Here is a 19,324-nt window from a genome sequence, read left to right on the forward strand (position 1 = left end):
TAATGCCTCCCATCCGGGTCATCTATATAGAGATATGGTCTCGTCGCTCCACACGTGGACTTCAATATATCTTTCCGGGCCCTGGCTGCCGTCATCGTTCCAGTCCTGGGGCAGGCCGTATTTATCAATAACTGTCAGTATCTCGTCATATGTGTAAAGCTGGTGCCGGTACTCTCTGCCGTCGTTTATTGTTGGACTGAATGTGGGCATTGAGTCTCCGTAAGTGAAGGACAGCGTTTGTACGTCGAACTCCCTAGCATGGATTTTAACTACTCCGCAGTCCTCATACCAGGTGCTAAGCCACGGGCTATGCCCTACCACCATATAATAAGGCGACTGCCTGCGGATAACCCCGCCCTTCTTTGTAAATTCCCTGCGAAGTATGGCCTCACAGTTATGCCGGTACTCCACATATTTATCGTGCCTCTGAGCGCATTGGGAGCCTGGACGTTCTCTTTTCACCTCTTCCAGCAGGGCCTTGGCCTCGTCTTCCAGTAAATCCGAAAGAGTGCGGAAAGGACCTGTCCTTCGGTCAAAATAGTGGTAAAGTATCACGCCTTCCTCCTATTTGTCCAAGCTTTTATGGGACGCCTCCACGACATCCCCCAGGCCCAACACTTCCACACTAAGCTCCGGTGAATCCGACCTCTCCAGCAGAATTAGGTACTCTATATTCCCCTCAGGCCCTTTCACCGGCGAAAAATCCAGTCCCAGCACCGAAAAACCGTTACCAAGTGCAAAACCAATTATTTTTTCTATAACCTCCGAATGCACCGCCGGGTCTCGAACAACACCTTTTTTGCCTACCTTATCCCGGCCCGCCTCGAACTGTGGTTTTATAAGGCACACTCCCCGTCCACTCATACCCAGCAGCTCACGTATAGCCGGAAGCACCAGAGTCAGTGATATAAACGATACGTCTACCGAGAAGAAGTCTATGTCCTCCGGCACCTGTTCCTGGGAGAGATATCGTGCATTGGTGCGCTCAAGGTTTACGACTCTAAAATCATTCCGCAGCTGCCATGCTAACTGGCCGTAGCCAACATCAATAGAGTAAACTTTTTTAGCGCCATTTTGCAGCATACAATCGGTAAAACCGCCGGTAGATGCCCCCACGTCCATACACGTAAATCCAGCTAGTTTAAGACCAAACACCTCCATAGCCTTCTCAAGCTTCAATCCACCGCGGCTCACATATTTCATCCCGCTACTCCGGCATTCAACCTGGGCATCCTCAGAGTAGAGGTCTCCAGGCTTATCAGCCTTCTGATTGTCCACGTAGACATCCCCGGACATAATAAGCGCCTTTGCCCGCTCACGGCTAGGAGCGAGATTTCTGTCCAGCACCAGCATGTCAAGCCTCTTTTTCGGCAAGCCTATCTTCCTCCTCTCCGAAGTGCTCCAACACAGTTTTCATAATACCCTCAGCGTTCAGTCCTAGCGTCTCCAGGGCCCGGAACATTGGCGCGTGCTTCACAAAAGGCTGGTCTATAGCCCGCAGCACGTATTTTCCGGCAAAGCCCTCCTCCAGCAGCAGACTGGCGAAATGCTCACCTGCTCCCCCTTGACGGATACCCTCCTCGAAGAAAAATACCTGGCGGCAACTGATAACTTCCCTTGCAGCGGCGCACTCGATGGGTATCACCCGGTTTAGCTTCAGAAGCTTCACGTCTGTACCACAGGCTTTAAGTTTGTCCGCAGCCTCTGCAGCAAAGGAGAACAGTCTGCCATAGGTGACAATACATGTCTCAGCTTCGGGCGGACCGTACACTGAAAAAGGCTCTATTCCGCTATGGAAATATGAGGGCTTATACAGCTCCCGTCCCCTCGGATAACGTACCGCACATATCCCGCTGCCGCCCTTTGCCAGGTACGCCAGCTGCTCACGCAGTTCCTGAAAATATGTGGGTGAGTATAGTGTAACACCCGGCACAGTCCGCAGGAAAGCTACATCAAACAATCCCTGGTGGGTCATGCCGTCCTCACCTACAATCCCGGCACGGTCTATGGCAAGAAGTATCTTGATTTTCTGCATGGCAACATCGTGTATGAGCTGGTCGTAGCTGCGCTGTAAGAAAGTTGAGTATACAGCGAATACTGGCAGCATACCTCCAACTGCCAGCCCCCCGGAAAAAGTCACCGCATGTTCCTCAGCTATGCCAACATCATAGAAGCGGCCTTTAAACTGCTGCCTGAAGCCAGCTAAACCTGTACCCTCAGCCATAGCGGCGGTAATAGCGCAGATTCTATCGTCCTCTCGGGCCAGTTGGCAGAGGGTCTGCCCGAACACATCCGAGAAACTCTGAGCCTTTTCGCCCGGGTCGCCGGTATCCACGTCAAAGCTGGATATACCGTGATATAAAGTTGGGGACTGCTCAGCGTATTGATAGCCCTTGCCTTTATATGTGCGCACATGGATAAGCACTGGCTTGCGCACCAGCTTAGCGGCCTCAAAAGTCTCGGACAGCTCCTTGATATTGTGACCGTCAAATGGGCCATAATAGGCAAATCCAAGGTCACTGAAAATAGTTGAGTTATATAATATTTTCTTGATGTTGCTCTTAACCCTGCGCATAAGCCTGGCTATTGGCTTCCCCACCAGCGGCAGGTGCCCGAGTGCGTCCTCAACGCTGCTCTTTGCTTTGATATAACCTGGTTTCGTGCGCATGTAAGTGAGGTATCTAGCCAGAGAGCCCACATTTTTTGATATGGACATGGTATTGTCATTGAGTATTACTATAAGATTTCGGCGGTGCTGTCCGGCGTTGTTAAGGCCCTCGAAGGACAGCCCGCCGGTGAGTGCTCCGTCACCGATAACTGCCACCACATAGCCATCTTTGCTCTGCAGGCGGCAGGCCTCAGAAAGGCCCAGGGCCGAGGATATGGACGCACTGCTGTGTCCGCTGGTAAAACTGTCACAAGGACTCTCATCCCGGTTGGGGAAGCCGGAAAGCCCTCCCTCCCGCCTCAGTGTTGAGAACTCGTTATAGCGGCCGGTAAGCAGCTTATACGGGTAGCTCTGATGACCCACATCCCATACCAGGGCATCCTCAGGAGGCGAAAATACCAGTCCCAGAGCCACCGTAAGCTCTACCACCCCGAGGTTTGAGGCCAGATGCCCGCCGTTGTCGGACACCGTCTGGATTATGGCCTCGCGCATCTCCTCACATAGTGAGTCCAGCTCCGGGCGGCTCAGCTGCCTAAGGTCCTGGGGCGAGCGGATTTTTTCCAGCAGTTTACCCATAAACCACGCCACACGGTCCGGCACGCCGGGCCGTTCCTTTCACTAGATTCTCAGCTAATGCCGTTTTGCAGCTTTGCTGCGGTTACTGTGTTCTGCATGAGCATTGCGATAGTCATGGGGCCCACCCCGCCTGGGACAGGCGTAATGCACCCGGCAACCTTCTCGGCCTCCTCAAATACCACATCGCCGCAGAGCTTCCCACTCTCGTCACGATTCATGCCAACGTCTATAACCGCCGCCCCGGGCTTTATCATATCCCCGGTGACAAAGCCTGCCTTGCCCACTGCGGACACCAGGATATCTGCACCACGGCATATCTCCGCCAAGTTCTGGGTTCTGCTGTGGCAGATGGTAACAGTACCGTTATTTTGCATAAGGAGCATAGCCATTGGCTTGCCCACAATATCGCTGCGGCCTATCACCACACAGCTTTTCCCGGCTATCTCCACATTGGCTGATTTAAGCAGCTCAATCACTCCAGCAGGGGTACACGGCAAAAATATCTGCCTGCCCTGCATGAGCTTGCCCACATTATATGGATGAAAAGCGTCCACGTCCTTCTTTGGGTCGATAGCTTCTACCAGCGCGGATTCGTTGAGTCCCTTTGGAAGCGGAGACTGTACCAAAATACCGCTGATTTTGGGCTCGTGATTCAGCCTATCCACAAGAGCCAGCAGCTCCTCCTGGGTCGTCCCCTCCGGCAGGGCATACTCCTCTGAGTATATGCCAACCTCCTGGCAGGCCTTCTTCTTGTTGTTTACATAAATTCTCGAGGCCGGGTCGCTGCCCACTATAACTACCGCAAGTCCGGGAGCAATGCCCTTTTCCGCCAGTATAGCAGCTTCCCCGGCCACCTGGGCCTTGATTTTGGCTGCAACGGCCTTTCCGTCTATACGCAGTGCCAATTCCTCACCTGCTTTCTTTTTCTTCATTGGAAGCTTCAGTTTTTGTCTCAGGCTTTTTATCATCCTCTACAGGGGGCAGGTCCCCAAAGATAGTGCTGGTCTTCAGGGCTGGGTCAACCTCTGTCTTTATCAGCCCTAATGACTCCATAACATATCTGTTGCCGCAGCCGGAAAGGTCGTTCCTGTTTCGGAAGAGTACCAGCAGTACCACTCCAACCACCACACAGCCCGCTGCCACCACCTGGGACACCTTCGGCCCATTTTCAAAAATGAGCAGGCTGTCCGTGCGGGTGCCCTCTATAAAGAACCGCACCACGCCATACCAGATGATATACAGAATGAAGGTTTGACCGTCGTACCTCCGGTATTTTCGGGTAAATATGTGCAGCAGCACAAATCCCAGAAGGCATAAGAGCGATTCATACAGGAAGCAGGGGTGCACCGCCACGCCGCCGGTATTGTCGCTTACCATTCCCCAGGGCAGATTTGTGGGCTCTCCGAAGCACTCCTGATTTACAAAGTTTCCCCAGCGCCCAATGCCTTGGCCTATAAGGAAGCCAAGACAGACTATATCCAAAACAGCCGGTACCCGCAGCCCCCTCCACTTGGCTACAAGGCCACCTACCAGAAGAGCGCCTATGATTCCGCCGTATATGGCAATGCCGCCGTCGTGTATCTTCAAAATCTCTATGGGATTCTCAAAGTACCTGTTATGCCCGCTGCCGTCGTGGAAAAACACCACATAATACAGGCGGGCAAAGACTATTCCGCCGACAGTTCCGGCTATAACCGCGTCTATCAGCTTGTTTGAATCTATATTCATTTTCTTTACGCTGCTCCAAGCATAGACAATGGCCAGTAAGAAGCCAAAGGCAATTATCACCCCATACCAGCGGATGCTGTAGCTCTCTGTCACCTGGAGCGCCACTTCGTTGACCTTGACGTTTATCCCCAGACCGGGAAATTCAACTAAATGCTCCACCTGATAAATCCATCCTTTCCTGCGAACTAAATTGGGCGTATCACCGACAACACGCTGCGGTCGTCCCGAAGTGAGTCCAGCTTTTCCTGGACTTGGGGCAGGGTAAGCTCTGCCAGGGCGTCAATATATGTGAACAGTTCTAACCCCTTAAAGGTAAAATCCATAATCCAGCTTACTATACCCGCCGCATGGTTTAAGGCTGATATACTCTCCCCATACAGGCTGCGCTTGGCCCACCGGAAATCCTCCTCCGGGATACCTTCCCTTTGCAGCCTCGAAACCTCTTCGCGGATAATTGACGCGGCGGCCTCCGGGTCCCTGGACTCTCCCCCAAACATTACGGTGGCATATCCGGAGCCCTCAAAATAGTCTCTGCTGAAGCTCGCCTCGTTAATCAGCCCACTGTCAAGCAGCCTGCGGAACATTACAGAAGCGTCAGACGCTAGTATGTTGAGCAGGGCGCTCATTGCGGCAAGGTCCTTTTCTGTAGTTTTATTCATGGCGCTCCCTTTGTATCCAAACTGGAACACCGGCATGGCTACCGAAAGCTTTTGCTCTATTACAGGCTTGACTATTGTGTCCGGCTCCTCAGGAAACACCCGCTTAACACTCACAGGCGGCGAGGGCTTCAACATCTCGTCACAGACCTCCAGCACTTTATCAACATCAAACCTGCCTGCAAGCACCAGGGCCATATTATTCAGGTTATAAAAAGTGTGATAACAGCGGTACAGGTACTCGGGGGTTATCCTTGCAATGCTCTCAATGGTCCCTGCCGCATCGTCTCTCACCGGGTGCTTATGGTACATGGCCTGAAGATAGTTGAAAAACACCCTCCACCCCGGCAGGTCCTCATACATCTTTATCTCCTGTCCGATAATGCCCTGCTCCTTAGCCACCGTCTCCTCGGTAAAATAGGGAGATTGAACGAAGTCCAGCAGTATGCGCAGGGAGTCGTACAGCCGGTCTGTGCATGAGAACACATAGCAGGTGGACTCAAAGCCCGTAAAAGCGTTGGCGTTAGCCCCAGTCTCCGCATACCTGGCAAATGCGTCGCCGTCCTCGCTCTCAAAAAGCTTATGCTCAAGGTAGTGGGCTATCCCTTCAGGGACAGTCTCCGGCTCTGTCTCGTCGCTGAGCTGAAAGCAACTGTCAATGGAGCCGTATTTTGTGCCGAACATCGCCCGGGTACTGGAGCCGTTCTCCTTTGGGTACAGATAGATGTCAAGGCCGGATGGGTGACTTCCTTTATAGTAAAAATCTCCCGTCCTGGCACTTTCGATTTTTTGAAGCTCCATTATTCCCCGCCCCCTTTCAGCTTGTAGACCACCGCCGGCTGCAGCCGGTTTGCCGCCTGCACCACGTCATCCACAGTATATTCGGTCAAAATGCCTGCCGCCTGTTCCGGGGACATGTCCGGCTGGTCGAAAGCCCTGCTCATATACCAGCTCTCCACCCTGTGAAGTGAGTCCTTCACAGCGCGCAGATGGTTGCACATATATCGTTTAGCATACTTTAGCTCGTCCTCGCTGACTTCACCTTTTTGCATTGCGGTAAGCTGGGCCAGTATAGCTTCCTCGGCCCGGTCAAGGTTATCTGTTTCAACGCCGCTCTCTATAAACATGGCGTTATTTACCCAGGAGAAAGCGCTGTCGCAATAGTAACAAAGGCTCTGCTTTTCCCGCACATTCTGAAAAAGCTTAGAACTGGTGGGCTCGCCCAGCACAGCGCTGGTGAGCTGGAACAGCAGCCGCTCCTCCGCCGGCACCTGTGCTCTAAAGGCCATAGTCAGCTTGGACTGGGCTACCGGCTGGCACTCGGTCACCCTTTTCAGTTCGGGCTTCTCATAGGGCACCGGCTGAAGCTTATGGGCCATGCCTATCTTTGAAAATCTCTCCCTCAGTGCATCAACATCCGGCTGGCAGTCGCCCAATGTGAATATCTCAAACCTTGCCCCAACCAAAAGCTCTTCCCACGCCCCGCGAAGGTCCTCACGAGTCAGAGCTTCAATGTCCTCTCTGCTGCCCAGGCGGTCCAAACCGGCGGGCCTGCCTTCAAACAGCAGCTCGTGGCAGCGCTGGTGGGCGTATATCATTTTGTCGCTGAACTCCGCGTCCTTCTGCTCCAACTGCTGACGCTTCTCCTGCGTAAAGCCATCCTCCGGGAACAGGCCGTTCTCATCCTGCAGCGGGTCAAAGAGGACTCCCAGCAGCAGGCCGCTGAGCTCAGCAAACATATCCTCACCGCCAAAGGCATACCTGCTGGCAATCCCCCCTGCGGACAGCCCCAAGGCCTGGTATTCCCCTATCTTCTGCACCCCTGAGCCCAGGCTAGCGCCATACAGGTATGACAGCCTGCGGCCCAATGCCGTGTAGTCCGGGTACTCCCGAGTGGCCCGGCCCACCAGTGACGGCAGTATAGCATTTCTTGCCGCAGTGGACTTATTAAGTGGCAGCAGCATATTTACCGACACCCGCATGGTCTTGAATCTTGGGTCGGTAAAGCTTTTCAGCGTAACCGCGTCGCTGATGGGATATGTCATAATTTCGCTCATCCAAACGCTTCCTTATTTTAAAATTATACGGTCAGAATACATTGTCCTGTATATTATATCACATTTTTCCAGAAATGAAAAGCTTTCTTTACAGAGTACCGAATATCCTGTCCCCGGCGTCGCCCAGACCAGGCAGGATATAGCCGTTCTCATTTAGCTTCTCGTCCACAGCTGCACAGTATATCTGTACATCCGGATGGGCATTTGTCAGCACCTCCAGCCCTTCGGGGGCGGCAATTATGCACAAAAACTTGATACTCTTGGGCTGGCTGCGCTTCACTATGGTGATGGCGTCCATAGCCGAGCCACCTGTCGCCAGCATTGGGTCCAGCACTATAACGTCCCGCTCGGTGATATCCTGGGGCAGCTTGTTATAATACTCCACTGGCTTTAGCGTGTCATGGTCCCGGTAAAGGCCGATATGCCCTACCTTAGCTGAGGGCACAAGATTAAGCATACCGTCCACCATTCCAAGGCCCGCCCGGAGTATGGGGACAAATGCCAGCTTGCGTCCGGCTATCACCTTAGTGGTAGTCTTCTGCATGGGTGTCACCGTCTCAACATCCATCAGCGGAAGGTCCCTGGTAGATTCATAGCACATCAGGTTGGCAATCTCGCTCACCAATTCCCGAAATTCCTTAGTGCCAGTCTCCACACTGCGCAGAAATGTCAGCTTATGCTGTATAAGCGGATGGTCCATAACAAAGACATTATCATATTTTTTCACGGTATTCCCTCCTTATAGTCTGCCTGCCTCTATATCAGTTATCTGCCCGACACGCCTTGCGTGACGGCCCCCTTCAAAGCGTGTATTTACAAATGTGTCAAATATTTTCACAGCAGTCTCCTCATCCACGACCTTTCCTCCCATACACAGGATATTGGAGTCATTGTCGCTGCGGGTAAGCTCTGCACAGAGCTCGTTTGTAACCACCGCCGCACGTATGCCCTTTACCTTATTGGCAGCAATGGATATGCCTATACCCGTAGAGCACACCAGCACGCCCAGGTCAGCCTCGCCGCCTGACACAGCCTTTGCCACCTGATTTGCTATCAGAGGGTAGTCCACTGAATCCGTACTATGTGTGCCGAAATCCACATACTCAATTCCTTTATCCTTCATGTGGGCCCTCAATACCCCGGCAAGCTTAAACCCGCCATGGTCGCAGCCTATTGCAAGTTTCATTTTGTTTCCTCCCTGTTTTTCAGCTTTGCTTTCAGTTCCCTTTCAGCCTGTGGCATACGCAGATAGGCTGGCAGCAACTCCCCGGAAGAAATCCACTGTCTGCCCTCTGCCAGCAGCGCCACACTGCCGGCCCTCTGGAACCTAACCGCCTCCGGGGCCAATCCAGCGCCCCAGGCGGCAAACTCCTTATGGCAAACAGCAGCTCCGTCTCCAAAGAGCACAAGCCGCCGCCCGTAATGCTCACATTCCCTGCCCAACTCCTCTATTGAAATTGCCCGGTCCTCTGTCAGGCGCACAAGCCCTTCTGGAGTGGCTTCGAATATAGCATTATATACCTGCCCGCACCGTGCGTCCATTGCCGCACAAATAATGCTGCCCACAAAGCCCACGCCGCTATAAGCTATGACCTCCAGTGTAGACAGTCCACAGCAAGCAATACCATGCGACAAGGCCAACCCCTTTACACACGACACTCCGATACGCACCCCTGTAAACGACCCCGGACCATTGGATACAGCTATACAGTCAAGGTCTTTACACCCAAGCCCAAGGTTTTGCAGCAGCGCCTCTACCATGGGCAGGAGCGTCTGGCTGTGGGTTTGTTTAGTGTTTACAAAGAACTCCCCCAGCAGGCGGCCATCCTGTGCAACCGCTGCTGACGCCGGCCCGGCGGAGGATTCTATCCCCAATATAAGCATTATAGTTCCCCCTTCCAGCCTCTGACGGTTATCACCCGCTGGTCATCAGTCTCGCCCGGACGGATATCTACATATATAGTATCCTCAGGCAGAGCACCTTCAATATTCTCGCTCCACTCAATAGCCAGCACCCGGTCTGTGTCAAGATAATCGAAGAAGCCGGTGGAATACAGGTCGTCCCAAGTTTCAATGCGGTACATGTCAAAATGCTCCAGCGTCAGCCTGCCCTCATACTCATTCACTATGGCGAAGGTTGGGCTGCTGGCAACATCCCCAGCACCAAGGCCGACAGCAAGCCCGCGGGTAAAGGCAGTTTTGCCCACCCCCATGCCGCCTGTAAAGGCAATCACTTCACCACCGTGGAGCCCAGCGGCTATACGTTCTGCCAGGGCCTGGGTTTCACTGGGCAAGTTTGTTGTAAAGCTTTTCTCCTTGTCAGAACAATCCATGAATCACCGCATTGTCGTCCACGTCTATTTTTTCTGCGGCAGGCACCTTGGGCAGTCCCGGCATAGTCATAATATCGCCAGCGTACGCAACCACAAACCCTGCGCCTGAGGACAGCTTCAGGTCCCTGATAGTCACTGTAAAGCCTGTGGGCCTCCCCAGCAGTGCCGGGTCGTCGGACAGTGAATACTGGGTCTTTGCAATACATACCGGCATTTTATCGCCTCCCAGAGCTTTTATCTCCTTAAGCGACTTATTGGCCTGATTTGTGAAGGTCACGCCGGAAGCACCGTATATTTTCCCGGCAATAGCGCCTATCTTCTCTTCAACTGTGGCATCATCAGGATAGATAGGGGCAAAATTGCTCTCGCTGCTGTCTATTACGTCGCAGACAGTCTTTGCCAGTTCCATACCGCCTTCGCCGCCCTTTCCAAAAACCTCAGACAGGGCGTAGCTCACTCCCAGCTCCTTGCAGCAGCCGTCAATCACCTTCAGCTCAGCGTCAGTGTCTGTACCAAAGCGGTTGATAGCTACAACTACAGGTACACCAAATTTGTGCATGTTCTCCACATGCGCCTTTAGGTTGACAATCCCCTTCTCCAGCGCCTCCACATTCTCAGTTGACAGCTCGGCCTTTGGTACGCCGCCGTTGTACTTCAGGGCGCGTACTGTAGCTACCACCACCACACAGTCCGGAGCAAGTCCTGCCATGCGGCACTTAATATCCATAAATTTCTCCGCACCCAAATCTGAGCCGAAGCCTGCCTCTGTTATGCAGTAATCTGCAAGCTTTAACGCCAGCCTTGTGGCCCGCACCGAGTTGCAGCCGTGGGCAATGTTGGCAAATGGGCCGCCATGCATGATAGCCGGTGTGCCCTCTATAGTCTGTACCAGGTTTGGATTTATGGCGTCCCTCAGGAGCGCAGCCATTGCACCCTCGGCCTTAATGTCCTTTGCATAAATCGGTTTGCCCTCATAGTCATAGGCTATCAGAATATTTCCCAGGCGCTCCTTTAGGTCTACCGTGTCCTTAGCAAGACAGAGTATAGCCATAACCTCGCTGGCAACAGTGATAATAAAATTGTCCTCTCTGGGCACGCCGTTTATCTTCCCGCCGAGGCCCACTATCACATTGCGCAGCGCCCGGTCGTTCATGTCAAGACAGCGCTTTATGAGAATACGCCTTGGGTCTATTCCCAGAGTATTCCCCTGCTGCAGGTGGTTATCAAGCATTGCACAACAGAGATTGTTGGCTGAGGTTATGGCGTGCATGTCCCCAGTGAAATGGAGGTTGATATCCTCCATAGGAAGCACCTGAGCATAGCCGCCCCCTGCGGCGCCGCCCTTAATGCCAAACACTGGCCCCAATGATGGCTCCCTGAGGGCTATAACGGCATTCTTGCCTATCTTCGCCATAGCCTGTCCCAGTCCAGCAGTAGTGGTGGTCTTACCCTCGCCGGCGGGAGTTGGGTTAATTGCGGTCACAAGTATCAGCTTGCCGTCGGGACGGTCCCGAAGCCTCTCCATTGCCCTCTCGCTTATTTTGGCCTTGTACTTGCCGTAGAACTCCAGCTCGTCCTCTGTGAGCCCGAGCTTTTCGCCTATCTCCTTGATGGGCTTCAGTTCCACACTCTGGGCGATTTCAATGTCTGTCAGCATGGCTTTAGTCAACACCTTTCCAGCAAATTTTTCTAAATGGCCTTACCATTATAGTGTATCTTCGCGAAATAGTAAAGAGCGAATCGGAAAAAAGGGGCAAACATGGTTTTCTGTCTTGCCCTCTGAGGGGTAATGTGTTATAATATCAAAATAGGTCAACATAATATTGAAGTCAAGCTTTTGAGAAAAATAAGGGAATATATATGCTTAATAGTATTGGAAAAAGTATTTTTAGTTATCTGAAACGTGCAGACATTATCCTCTGGATACTCCTGATATCTATGTGCACCTACAGCCTGCTGCTGCTCCACAGCGTTTCACAGTCCATCTCAGTGAACTACTTCCGCGCCCAGCTCTTTCCCATTGTGTTGGGGGCTGTCGGCGCCGTAATTGTCAGCGCCATGGATTATGCTGATATTGCCAACTTCTGGTATCTCATTGCGGGGTTTTCCGTATTTCTCATGATATATACCTATTTTTTCGGCGAGCGTATCATGGGCTCCGGCGGTGTTGATGCCCGGGCGTGGATACGCATTGGCAGCCGGACCTTCCAATCCAGTGAGCTTGTGAAGATAGCCTTTATGGTAACCTTTGCAAAACATCTGGACATTGTCAAAAAACGCGGTGAAATCGGCAGCTTTCCTCAGATTGTCATGCTCTGCCTGCACGCTGCAATCCCCATGGGCCTGTGCGAGCTTCAGGGCGACACCGGAGCCACTATCGGATTTTTTGCCATGTTCCTGTTTATGACCCTTGCCGCCGGCGTACCTTTGAGATATTTTGCAATGCTTGCCGGCGTGGTCCTTGTTGCCTTGCCTATTGTATGGCAGTATGTGCTGAAGGACTACCAGAAAAACCGTTTTGTGGCGGTGTTCAACCTGGACACCGACCCGGATATCCGTGCTGGAGACGGTTTCCAGCAGTGGCAGGGGCGTATCTCCATTGGGAGCGGAGGCCTTAAAGGTCAGGGACTTGGGCAGGGTCCGAGAGTCCGCAGCAATATTGTGCCCTTCCAGCAGAGCGATTATATCTTCTCTGTGGCGGGCGAGGAGCTTGGCTTCATAGGAAGTGTGGCAATTATCGCACTGCTGTTCCTGTTCATGATGAAGGTGCTCCACGTTGCAAACTCCGCAAGGGACGACCTGGGGAAATATATCTGTTTCGGCTTCTTCGGCATTATAGCCCTACAGTCTGTGTGGAACATCGGTATGTGCCTTGTTATCCTTCCAGCCATGGGCATTACCCTGCCATTCTTCAGCGCTGGAGGCTCCTCCTCCATGTGCCTTTATCTGGGCTTCGGGCTGGTGCAGAGTGTTCACATGAGGCGCAAGGAGATAGACGGCCTGCACTTAAAGCACAGTCCTCCTATTCTCCCGGCCTATAAGATAAAGAAACTCTGAATGTCTAAAGTAAATACGTACAATATACACAAAAAGCTGGTGCGGCTTATTACCGTACCGGCTTTTTCCTTATGCTCATATACCGTCCACAAACTCCCTGAATCTAGGCAGCATACCTATTTTGTCGGGGGTATGGGGAGGCATCTGCAGAATGTCATATCCCGGCAGGTTGTTCCCCTCCACCAGCACCGGACGCTCAGGGGTTACCGCCACATCCCAGCCCACATAGCGCATTTGCGGTACCACCTCAGACGCTTTCAGGCAGAGCTCCTTCGCCTGTTCCCAAAGGGGTATCTGCATTCCCTGTATAGTCACGCCGCTCATTGGGTGTTTCTCATAGGTCTTGCGGTCTTTATCGTAGGCAGGGTACTGTATTCTGCCGGTGTCCAGGTCGATTGGCGCGAACATGCCGCCGGAATGAAGATTGTCAACTGGGCGGCCTCCATTACCAATACGCAGGTGGGCGTAGAGTATATGCCCGCCTGTCTCGTTGCGTATAGTTACAATGCGCAGGGTGTTTACCGAGTATGGATTCAGCTCGTTAAGACCGGGGTGCTGCTTCAGCACCTCCTCAACCACACCGATATTGTCCTCTTTCAGTTTGCTGAAAAGCATGTCGATGCTTTTGTAGTCGGCTATTGTCAGCTTTTCAACACCTTTTCCGCCAGTGCCATTGTTGGGTTTAACAATAATAGCATCTTTGTCTTTAACAAACTCGGCGAACTGCTCCTTGGAAATTGCAGGAAAATCAAGCCATTCCCGGCCTATAAATTCCGCAAAAGTGCTGTAAAACGCGCTTTTATAGTCAAAATACTTGTAATACTCCGGGTCATTCAGCATCTGTACTAGTGTATTATTCACACTACGTGTAACGTAGGTCGCTCTCTGTTCCGGGGTCAGATTGTAAAACTCACAGAGCAGATAGTCGTTAAAGCCCGCGCCATAACGCAGTCCACAGCTGACAATATCTGCCAGCACAGCGGGCCTGTTTCGCCCGGTGATACCGTGGACGATCCCAACTGTACGGAACATCTCGCCATAGTCCATCCTGAGCGCTCGGCCCAGGATATAGCTCAGCTTGCCCATTAGAAACACATCCTTTGCATTATAGTCTGCCCAACAGCCCTGCTTATAGTCCAAAGGCTTTGTGCTGCTTTGCGGCGATTTTCTCCCGACGGGCATTAGTGGCCTCCTGGTCCAGCAGCAGCTCGCCCTCGTCGGTTATCCTGAGTACATCCCCCTCCCTAGCCCCATCAGGCAGCTCAGATGTCTCTATGGCAAAGTATTTCTCCTCTGCGTCCTCGCATATAGCAAATTTGCCCTCAAAACGGTCTATTATCAACTGTTTCATAATTTGTACGCTCCTCCTTATCCAATCTGGCCCGGACGTTCTCTCCGTCATATATAAAGACGATATTTCCGTCCGTATCTGTACGGTATATCTCCGCCCCGCAGTTTTCCAGGCGCTCCAGCACCTCGTCTTTTGGCAGCTGGTTCCTGTCCAGCGCAGTAGAAACCGCCGCATATTTGGGCGAGGTTTCATACACAAACCGCAGGCTGCTGGACGTATTGCTGCCATGGTGCCCCACCTTCAACAAGTCGACGTCAATATCCTGTCCGCTGAGAATCAGCGCCTGTTCAGCCTCGTACTCCATATCCCCGCAGAACATCGCTGAAAAGTCCTTGCAGTCCATACGCAGCACCAGTGATGAATTATTAGGATCCTCGAAGCTGCCCACAGGCCCCACCACTGTGAATATCGCCTCTCCCACAGCAAAACTGTCCCCCAGCTCCAGCTTCACGGTGTCTATATTTTTCCACTCCAGTACATCATGAAGCTCTTGCAGCTCAAAGCCCTCGCCGGAAAAATAGCTTGTCCCGGACCGGATAAACGTACCCACGCCGAGTTCCTTGAGCAAACCGGGCATACCTCCTATATGGTCACTGTCCGGATGTGACATTATCAGGAAGTCCAGATAGTTTACATTATTCCGGATGAGGTAATCCACCACAGTGCCTGAGGATATAGGCTTTCCCGCGTCTATCAGCGCCGTATGCCCCCCGCTGCGTATCAGAATAGCATCTGCCTTGCCCACATCAATGATGTGTACCTCCAGAAGCCCCGTTTCACTCCTATGGTCATTGAAGCCCAGCTCGTAGCAGGCCCAGTTAAAAAAGCTCTGTCCAGGCTGCGTTAGGGAGAATGCCAGCGTTAGGACCGCAAAACACATGCCCAGCCTATTGCGCCACACCGCCAGAACAGGTTTTCTTGGTGGCGAAAAATGTTTTGGCATATCCCATAACCCCGCGAATGATGTTTTTACTGCCCTGCAACGTGTATTATAGCGCAAAATTCATGTTTGTGCAACAGCCTCATAAATAAATCTCGGGGTCCGGTACAAAAAAATCACAAAATAAACGATTTAATCCCTTTACAGAAAACGAAATTGATGGTAAAATGTATTGGTAAGTGCGAGGCACGGCTCTGTCCGCCCGGCACACCGAGCATCCTAAAAGGAGGAAATCGTTAAAATGCCAAGAAAAATGAAGACCATGGATGGCAACAACGCCGCCGCGCATGTATCATATGCGTTTACCGACGTTGCCGCCATCTACCCCATCACGCCCTCTTCCGTGATGGCCGACGAGACCGATAAGTATGCTGCCGCAGGCCGTAAAAACCTGTTCGGCCGCGAGGTGCGTGTCACCGAGATGCAGTCTGAGGCCGGCGCTGCCGGCGCTGTCCACGGCTCCCTTGCCGCTGGCGCGCTGACCACCACCTATACCGCGTCCCAGGGCCTCTTGCTGATGATCCCCAATATGTACAAGATCGCCGGCGAGCTACTGCCCAGCGTTATCCACGTCTCCGCCCGTACAGTGGCTACCCATGCCCTGAATATCTTCGGCGACCATTCCGACGTGTATGCCTGCCGCCAGACCGGTTATGCTATGCTCTGCTCCAACTCCCCTCAGGAGGTCATGGATCTGGGCGCTGTGGCCCATCTGGCCGCTATCAAGGGCAAGGTGCCCTTCCTGCACTTCTTTGACGGCTTCCGTACCTCCCACGAGGTACAGAAGATTGAGACCTGGGACTATGAGGATCTGGGCGAAATGCTTGACTGGGACGCAGTTAATGAGTTCCGCCGCCACGCTTTGAATCCTGAGCACCCTGTGCTGCGCGGCCAGGCTCAGAACGGCGACATTTTCTTCCAGGCACGTGAGGCCTGCAACAAGTACTATGACGCCGTTCCTGAGGTCGCCGTCGAGTACATGAACAAGGTGAATGAGAAGCTCGGCACCGACTATAAGCCCTTCAACTACTACGGCGCTCCCGATGCCGACAAGGTAATCATCGCTATGGGCTCTGCCTGCGAGACCATCGAGGAGGTCATCGACTACCTGCTGGCTGCCGGCGAGAAGGTCGGCCTTGTAAAGGTCCATCTGTACCGCCCCTTCGTTGCCAAGTACCTTCTGGACGTTCTGCCGGACACCGTGAAGACCATCTCCGTGCTGGACCGTACCAAGGAGCCCGGCTCCATCGGCGAGCCCCTGTACCTTGACGTGCTGGCAGCTATCAACGGCACCAGCTTCGGCGCTTGCCCGGTCTATACCGGCCGCTACGGTCTGGGCAGCAAGGACACCAAGCCCAGCGACATCATCGCTGTCTACAGGAACATGGAGAGCGCCGAGCCCAAGAAGCGCTTCACCATCGGCATCGTGGACGATGTGACCCATCTGTCCCTGGAGGTCAAGGAGGACCCCGATACCGCTCCTGCCGGCACCACCTCCTGCAAGTTCTGGGGTCTCGGCTCCGACGGCACAGTTGGCGCCAACAAGAATTCCATCAAAATTATCGGCGACCACACTGACATGTATGCACAGGGCTACTTTGACTACGACTCCAAGAAGTCCGGCGGTCTGACCATAAGCCACCTGCGCTTCGGCCATACCCCCATCAAGTCTACCTACTATATCTCCAAGGCCGACTTTGTTGCCTGCTCCAACCCTGCCTACCTTGAGACCTATGACATGGTACAGGATTTGAAGAAAGGCGGCAGCTTCCTGCTGAACTGCTCCTGGGACGCCGCAGAGCTGGATAACCGCCTGCCTGGCAAGGTAAAGAAGTTTATTGCCGACAACGAGATTAACTTCTACACCATCGACGCCTTTGCCATCGGCAAGGAACTGGGCCTTGGCACCCGCACCAACACCGTGCTTCAGTCTGCGTTCTTCTCCATCGCCAAGATTATCCCCGAGGAAGACGCCGTTAAGTATATGAAGGACGCCGCCACCAAGTCCTACGGCAAGAAGGGTGAGGCCATCGTCAAGATGAACCATGACGCTATTGACCGCGGTGCCAACGGTTATGTCAAGGTGGACGTGCCTGCCTCCTGGAAGGACGCTGCTGACGACTCCGTTAAGAAGGTCGCCACCGGCAGCCGTCAGGATTTGGTAGACTATGTAAACAATGTTGTGTTCCCTGTGAACACCTTCCATGGCAAGGACCTGCCTGTTTCTACCTTTGAGAAGTATGCCGACGGCACCTCTCCCCAGGGCACTGCTGCCTATGAGAAGCGCGGCGTTGCTGTTGACGTTCCTGAATGGCTCCCCGAGAACTGCATCCAGTGCAACCAGTGCTCCTATGTGTGCCCCCATGCGGTCATCCGTCCCATCGCCATGACCGATGAGGAGCTGGCAAACGCTCCCGAAGGCACAAAGAGCAAGCCCATGACCGGCGTACCCGGCATGAACTTTGCAATGGTCATCTCCACCCTTGACTGCACCGGCTGCGGCAGCTGTGTCACCACCTGCCCCGCCAAGACCAAGGCTCTGCAGATGGCTTCCATCGACTCCCAGCGTCCCCAGCAGGCCGTATTCAACTACGGTATCGAGCTGCCCGCCAAGGAGGCTGTTGCCGAGAAGTTCAAGGAGACCTCCGTTAAGGGCAGCCAGTTCAAGCAGCCCCTGCTTGAGTTCTCCGGCGCCTGCGGCGGCTGCGGTGAGACTCCTTACGCCAAGCTTGCTACCCAGCTCTTTGGCGACAAGATGTTCATTGCCAACGCCACCGGCTGCTCCTCCATTTGGGGCGGCTCCGCTCCCGCCACTCCCTACACCGTCAACAAGAAGGGCCACGGCCCCGCTTGGGAGAACTCCCTGTTTGAGGACAACGCTGAATTCGGTCTTGGTATGTGCCTGGCCCAGAACGCCGTACGCGGACGCCTGGCTGAGCTTACCGAAAAGCTGATTGCAGTTGATTATGTTGAGCAGGAGGTTAAGGACACCGGCAAGGCCTGGCTGGAGACCATGAATGACTCCAAGGCTAACGAAGCCGCTGCCGAGGCTTATATCGCCGCTCTTGAGTACAGCCGTGCCTCCATCGACTGGACCATCAACTTCTGCAAGTCCGATGCCGCTATACAGGCATTCGGCAGCAAAGAAGCAGCCGATAAGATGCTGGCTCACCATGAGGAGCGCAAGGCCGCCGGCGACAAGTACTGCGACTGTGAGGCCTGCACTCTGTGCAACGAGATTCTGAAGGACAAGGACTACCTTGCCAAGAAGTCCGTCTGGATTCTGGGCGGCGACGGCTGGGCCTATGATATCGGCTTCGGCGGTCTGGACCATGCTCTGGCCTCCGGCGAGAACATTAACGTGCTGGTATTCGACACCGAGGTGTACTCCAACACCGGCGGTCAGGCCAGTAAGTCCACTCCCTGCGGCTCTGTTGCACAGTTTGCCGCCACCGGCAAGGCTCAGAAGAAGAAGGACCTGGCTGCTATCGCCATGAGCTATGGCTATGTGTATGTAGCTCAGGTTGCTATGGGCGCTGACATGAACCAGTGCATTAAGGCCTTCCATGAGGCTGAGAGCTATCAGGGTCCCTCCATCATCCTGGCTTACGCCCCCTGCATTAACCATGGTATCAAGGGTGGCATGGGAGTCTCTCAGGTTGAGGAGAAGAAGGCTGTAGCTGCTGGCTACTGGCATAACTTCCGCTTCGACCCCCGCAGGGCCGACAACGGTGAGAATCCCTTCCAGCTGGACAGCAAGGAGCCTACCGCCTCCTACCGCGACTTCATCATGGGCGAGGTCCGCTATAACAGCCTGACCCGGGCTTTCCCGGAGCGCGCTGAGAAGCTGTTCGCCAATGCTGAGAAGTTCGCAGAGGAGAAGTATGCTAAGCTGAAGAAGATGGCTGAGTAAGATTTCCCTTGAGAACTGTAAAATAGCATAATAAGGACCCGCCCG

The 19,324-nt window shown here is 53.4% G+C and carries 17 protein-coding genes; 2 read left to right on the plus strand and 15 right to left on the minus strand.

Features of this window, described 5'->3' with window-relative positions; translation table 11 throughout:
* Positions 1–18: 18 nt before the first annotated feature.
* The 12 genes from D5270_RS01580 to D5270_RS01635 form a co-directional block, all read right to left on the minus strand.
* Positions 19–555, minus strand: coding sequence for a hypothetical protein (locus tag D5270_RS01580; RefSeq protein ID WP_166542441.1), 537 nt, complete (start codon positions 553–555; stop codon positions 19–21).
* A gap of 9 nt (positions 556–564) precedes the next feature.
* A complete protein-coding gene (locus D5270_RS01585) occupies positions 565–1,353 on the minus strand; it encodes a TlyA family RNA methyltransferase (protein WP_166542442.1) in 789 nt (262 codons plus the stop codon).
* Between the two features lies 1 nt (position 1,354).
* Positions 1,355–3,256 (minus strand): 1-deoxy-D-xylulose-5-phosphate synthase, encoded by a 1,902-nt coding sequence (dxs, locus tag D5270_RS01590; RefSeq protein ID WP_330587322.1) that lies wholly within the window; start codon positions 3,254–3,256, stop codon positions 1,355–1,357.
* A 38-nt stretch (positions 3,257–3,294) separates the two neighbouring features.
* On the minus strand, positions 3,295–4,176 hold the full coding sequence (gene folD, locus D5270_RS01595; RefSeq protein WP_207709270.1) for a bifunctional methylenetetrahydrofolate dehydrogenase/methenyltetrahydrofolate cyclohydrolase FolD: 882 nt from the start codon (positions 4,174–4,176) through the stop codon (positions 3,295–3,297).
* Positions 4,154–5,131 carry a prolipoprotein diacylglyceryl transferase gene (gene lgt / locus D5270_RS01600; protein WP_166542443.1) on the minus strand — a complete coding sequence of 326 codons (978 nt, stop codon included), beginning with the start codon at positions 5,129–5,131 and terminating at the stop codon, positions 4,154–4,156. Before lgt ends, folD begins: the two co-directional genes overlap by 23 nt.
* Before the next feature lie 26 nt (positions 5,132–5,157).
* On the minus strand, positions 5,158–6,429 hold the full coding sequence (gene yfmH / locus D5270_RS01605) for an EF-P 5-aminopentanol modification-associated protein YfmH (RefSeq protein ID WP_166542444.1): 1,272 nt from the start codon (positions 6,427–6,429) through the stop codon (positions 5,158–5,160).
* Positions 6,429–7,685, minus strand: coding sequence for a M16 family metallopeptidase (locus tag D5270_RS01610; RefSeq protein WP_243150048.1), 1,257 nt, complete (start codon positions 7,683–7,685; stop codon positions 6,429–6,431). Before D5270_RS01610 ends, yfmH begins: the two co-directional genes overlap by 1 nt.
* Positions 7,686–7,773: 88 nt before the next feature.
* A complete protein-coding gene (upp, locus tag D5270_RS01615) occupies positions 7,774–8,385 on the minus strand; it encodes a uracil phosphoribosyltransferase (protein ID WP_166542761.1) in 612 nt (203 codons plus the stop codon).
* A 39-nt stretch (positions 8,386–8,424) separates the two neighbouring features.
* Entirely contained in the window at positions 8,425–8,871 is a 447-nt protein-coding gene (rpiB, locus tag D5270_RS01620) for a ribose 5-phosphate isomerase B (protein WP_166542445.1), read from the minus strand.
* Positions 8,868–9,569: a tRNA (adenosine(37)-N6)-threonylcarbamoyltransferase complex dimerization subunit type 1 TsaB gene (gene tsaB / locus D5270_RS01625; protein ID WP_166542446.1), complete on the minus strand. Its 702-nt coding sequence runs from the start codon at positions 9,567–9,569 to the stop codon at positions 8,868–8,870. Before tsaB ends, rpiB begins: the two co-directional genes overlap by 4 nt.
* Entirely contained in the window at positions 9,569–10,018 is a 450-nt protein-coding gene (gene tsaE, locus D5270_RS01630; protein ID WP_166542447.1) for a tRNA (adenosine(37)-N6)-threonylcarbamoyltransferase complex ATPase subunit type 1 TsaE, read from the minus strand. Before tsaE ends, tsaB begins: the two co-directional genes overlap by 1 nt.
* Positions 10,005–11,675, minus strand: a complete 1,671-nt coding sequence (locus tag D5270_RS01635) for a formate--tetrahydrofolate ligase (RefSeq protein ID WP_166542448.1) — start codon at positions 11,673–11,675, stop codon at positions 10,005–10,007. The genes tsaE and D5270_RS01635 overlap by 14 nt, the downstream gene beginning before the upstream one ends.
* A gap of 203 nt (positions 11,676–11,878) precedes the next feature.
* Between D5270_RS01635 and D5270_RS01640 the strand changes: the two genes are divergently transcribed.
* Positions 11,879–13,075, plus strand: coding sequence for an FtsW/RodA/SpoVE family cell cycle protein (locus tag D5270_RS01640; RefSeq protein WP_166542449.1), 1,197 nt, complete (start codon positions 11,879–11,881; stop codon positions 13,073–13,075).
* Between the two features lie 75 nt (positions 13,076–13,150).
* Here D5270_RS01640 and D5270_RS01645 read toward each other — a convergent pair whose 3' ends face one another.
* The 3 genes from D5270_RS01645 to D5270_RS01655 are packed head-to-tail and all read right to left on the minus strand — an operon-like array spanning position 13,151 to position 15,369.
* Positions 13,151–14,215 carry a sugar-transfer associated ATP-grasp domain-containing protein gene (locus D5270_RS01645; protein ID WP_166542450.1) on the minus strand — a complete coding sequence of 355 codons (1,065 nt, stop codon included), beginning with the start codon at positions 14,213–14,215 and terminating at the stop codon, positions 13,151–13,153.
* Positions 14,205–14,426 (minus strand): DUF3006 domain-containing protein, encoded by a 222-nt coding sequence (locus D5270_RS01650; RefSeq protein ID WP_166542451.1) that lies wholly within the window; start codon positions 14,424–14,426, stop codon positions 14,205–14,207. Before D5270_RS01650 ends, D5270_RS01645 begins: the two co-directional genes overlap by 11 nt.
* Complete coding sequence (locus D5270_RS01655; protein WP_166542452.1) at positions 14,398–15,369, minus strand: ComEC/Rec2 family competence protein; 972 nt, start codon at positions 15,367–15,369, stop codon at positions 14,398–14,400. Before D5270_RS01655 ends, D5270_RS01650 begins: the two co-directional genes overlap by 29 nt.
* Positions 15,370–15,607: 238 nt before the next feature.
* Between D5270_RS01655 and nifJ the strand changes: the two genes are divergently transcribed.
* A complete protein-coding gene (nifJ, locus tag D5270_RS01660) occupies positions 15,608–19,279 on the plus strand; it encodes a pyruvate:ferredoxin (flavodoxin) oxidoreductase (protein ID WP_166542453.1) in 3,672 nt (1,223 codons plus the stop codon).
* Positions 19,280–19,324: the final 45 nt, after the last annotated feature.

The sequence above is a fragment of the Acutalibacter sp. 1XD8-36 genome (genome assembly GCF_009917525.1).
Lineage (GTDB): Bacteria > Bacillota > Clostridia > Oscillospirales > Acutalibacteraceae > Acutalibacter.

Bases quoted from the DNA above. Each gene is read 5' to 3' on its own strand.
- upp (WP_166542761.1), bottom strand. From the start codon at position 8,385: ATGGACCATCCGCTTATACAGCATAAGCTGACATTTCTGCGCAGTGTG.
- D5270_RS01640 (WP_166542449.1), top strand. From the start codon at position 11,879: ATGCTTAATAGTATTGGAAAAAGTATTTTTAGTTATCTGAAACGTGCA.
- folD (WP_207709270.1), bottom strand. From the start codon at position 4,176: ATGAAGAAAAAGAAAGCAGGTGAGGAATTGGCACTGCGTATAGACGGA.
- D5270_RS01610 (WP_243150048.1), bottom strand. From the start codon at position 7,685: ATGAGCGAAATTATGACATATCCCATCAGCGACGCGGTTACGCTGAAA.
- D5270_RS01650 (WP_166542451.1), bottom strand. From the start codon at position 14,426: ATGAAACAGTTGATAATAGACCGTTTTGAGGGCAAATTTGCTATATGC.
- D5270_RS01655 (WP_166542452.1), bottom strand. From the start codon at position 15,369: ATGCCAAAACATTTTTCGCCACCAAGAAAACCTGTTCTGGCGGTGTGG.
- D5270_RS01585 (WP_166542442.1), bottom strand. From the start codon at position 1,353: ATGCTGGTGCTGGACAGAAATCTCGCTCCTAGCCGTGAGCGGGCAAAG.
- rpiB (WP_166542445.1), bottom strand. From the start codon at position 8,871: ATGAAACTTGCAATAGGCTGCGACCATGGCGGGTTTAAGCTTGCCGGG.
- yfmH (WP_166542444.1), bottom strand. From the start codon at position 6,429: ATGGAGCTTCAAAAAATCGAAAGTGCCAGGACGGGAGATTTTTACTAT.
- tsaB (WP_166542446.1), bottom strand. From the start codon at position 9,569: ATGCTTATATTGGGGATAGAATCCTCCGCCGGGCCGGCGTCAGCAGCG.
- tsaE (WP_166542447.1), bottom strand. From the start codon at position 10,018: ATGGATTGTTCTGACAAGGAGAAAAGCTTTACAACAAACTTGCCCAGT.
- nifJ (WP_166542453.1), top strand. From the start codon at position 15,608: ATGCCAAGAAAAATGAAGACCATGGATGGCAACAACGCCGCCGCGCAT.
- D5270_RS01635 (WP_166542448.1), bottom strand. From the start codon at position 11,675: ATGCTGACAGACATTGAAATCGCCCAGAGTGTGGAACTGAAGCCCATC.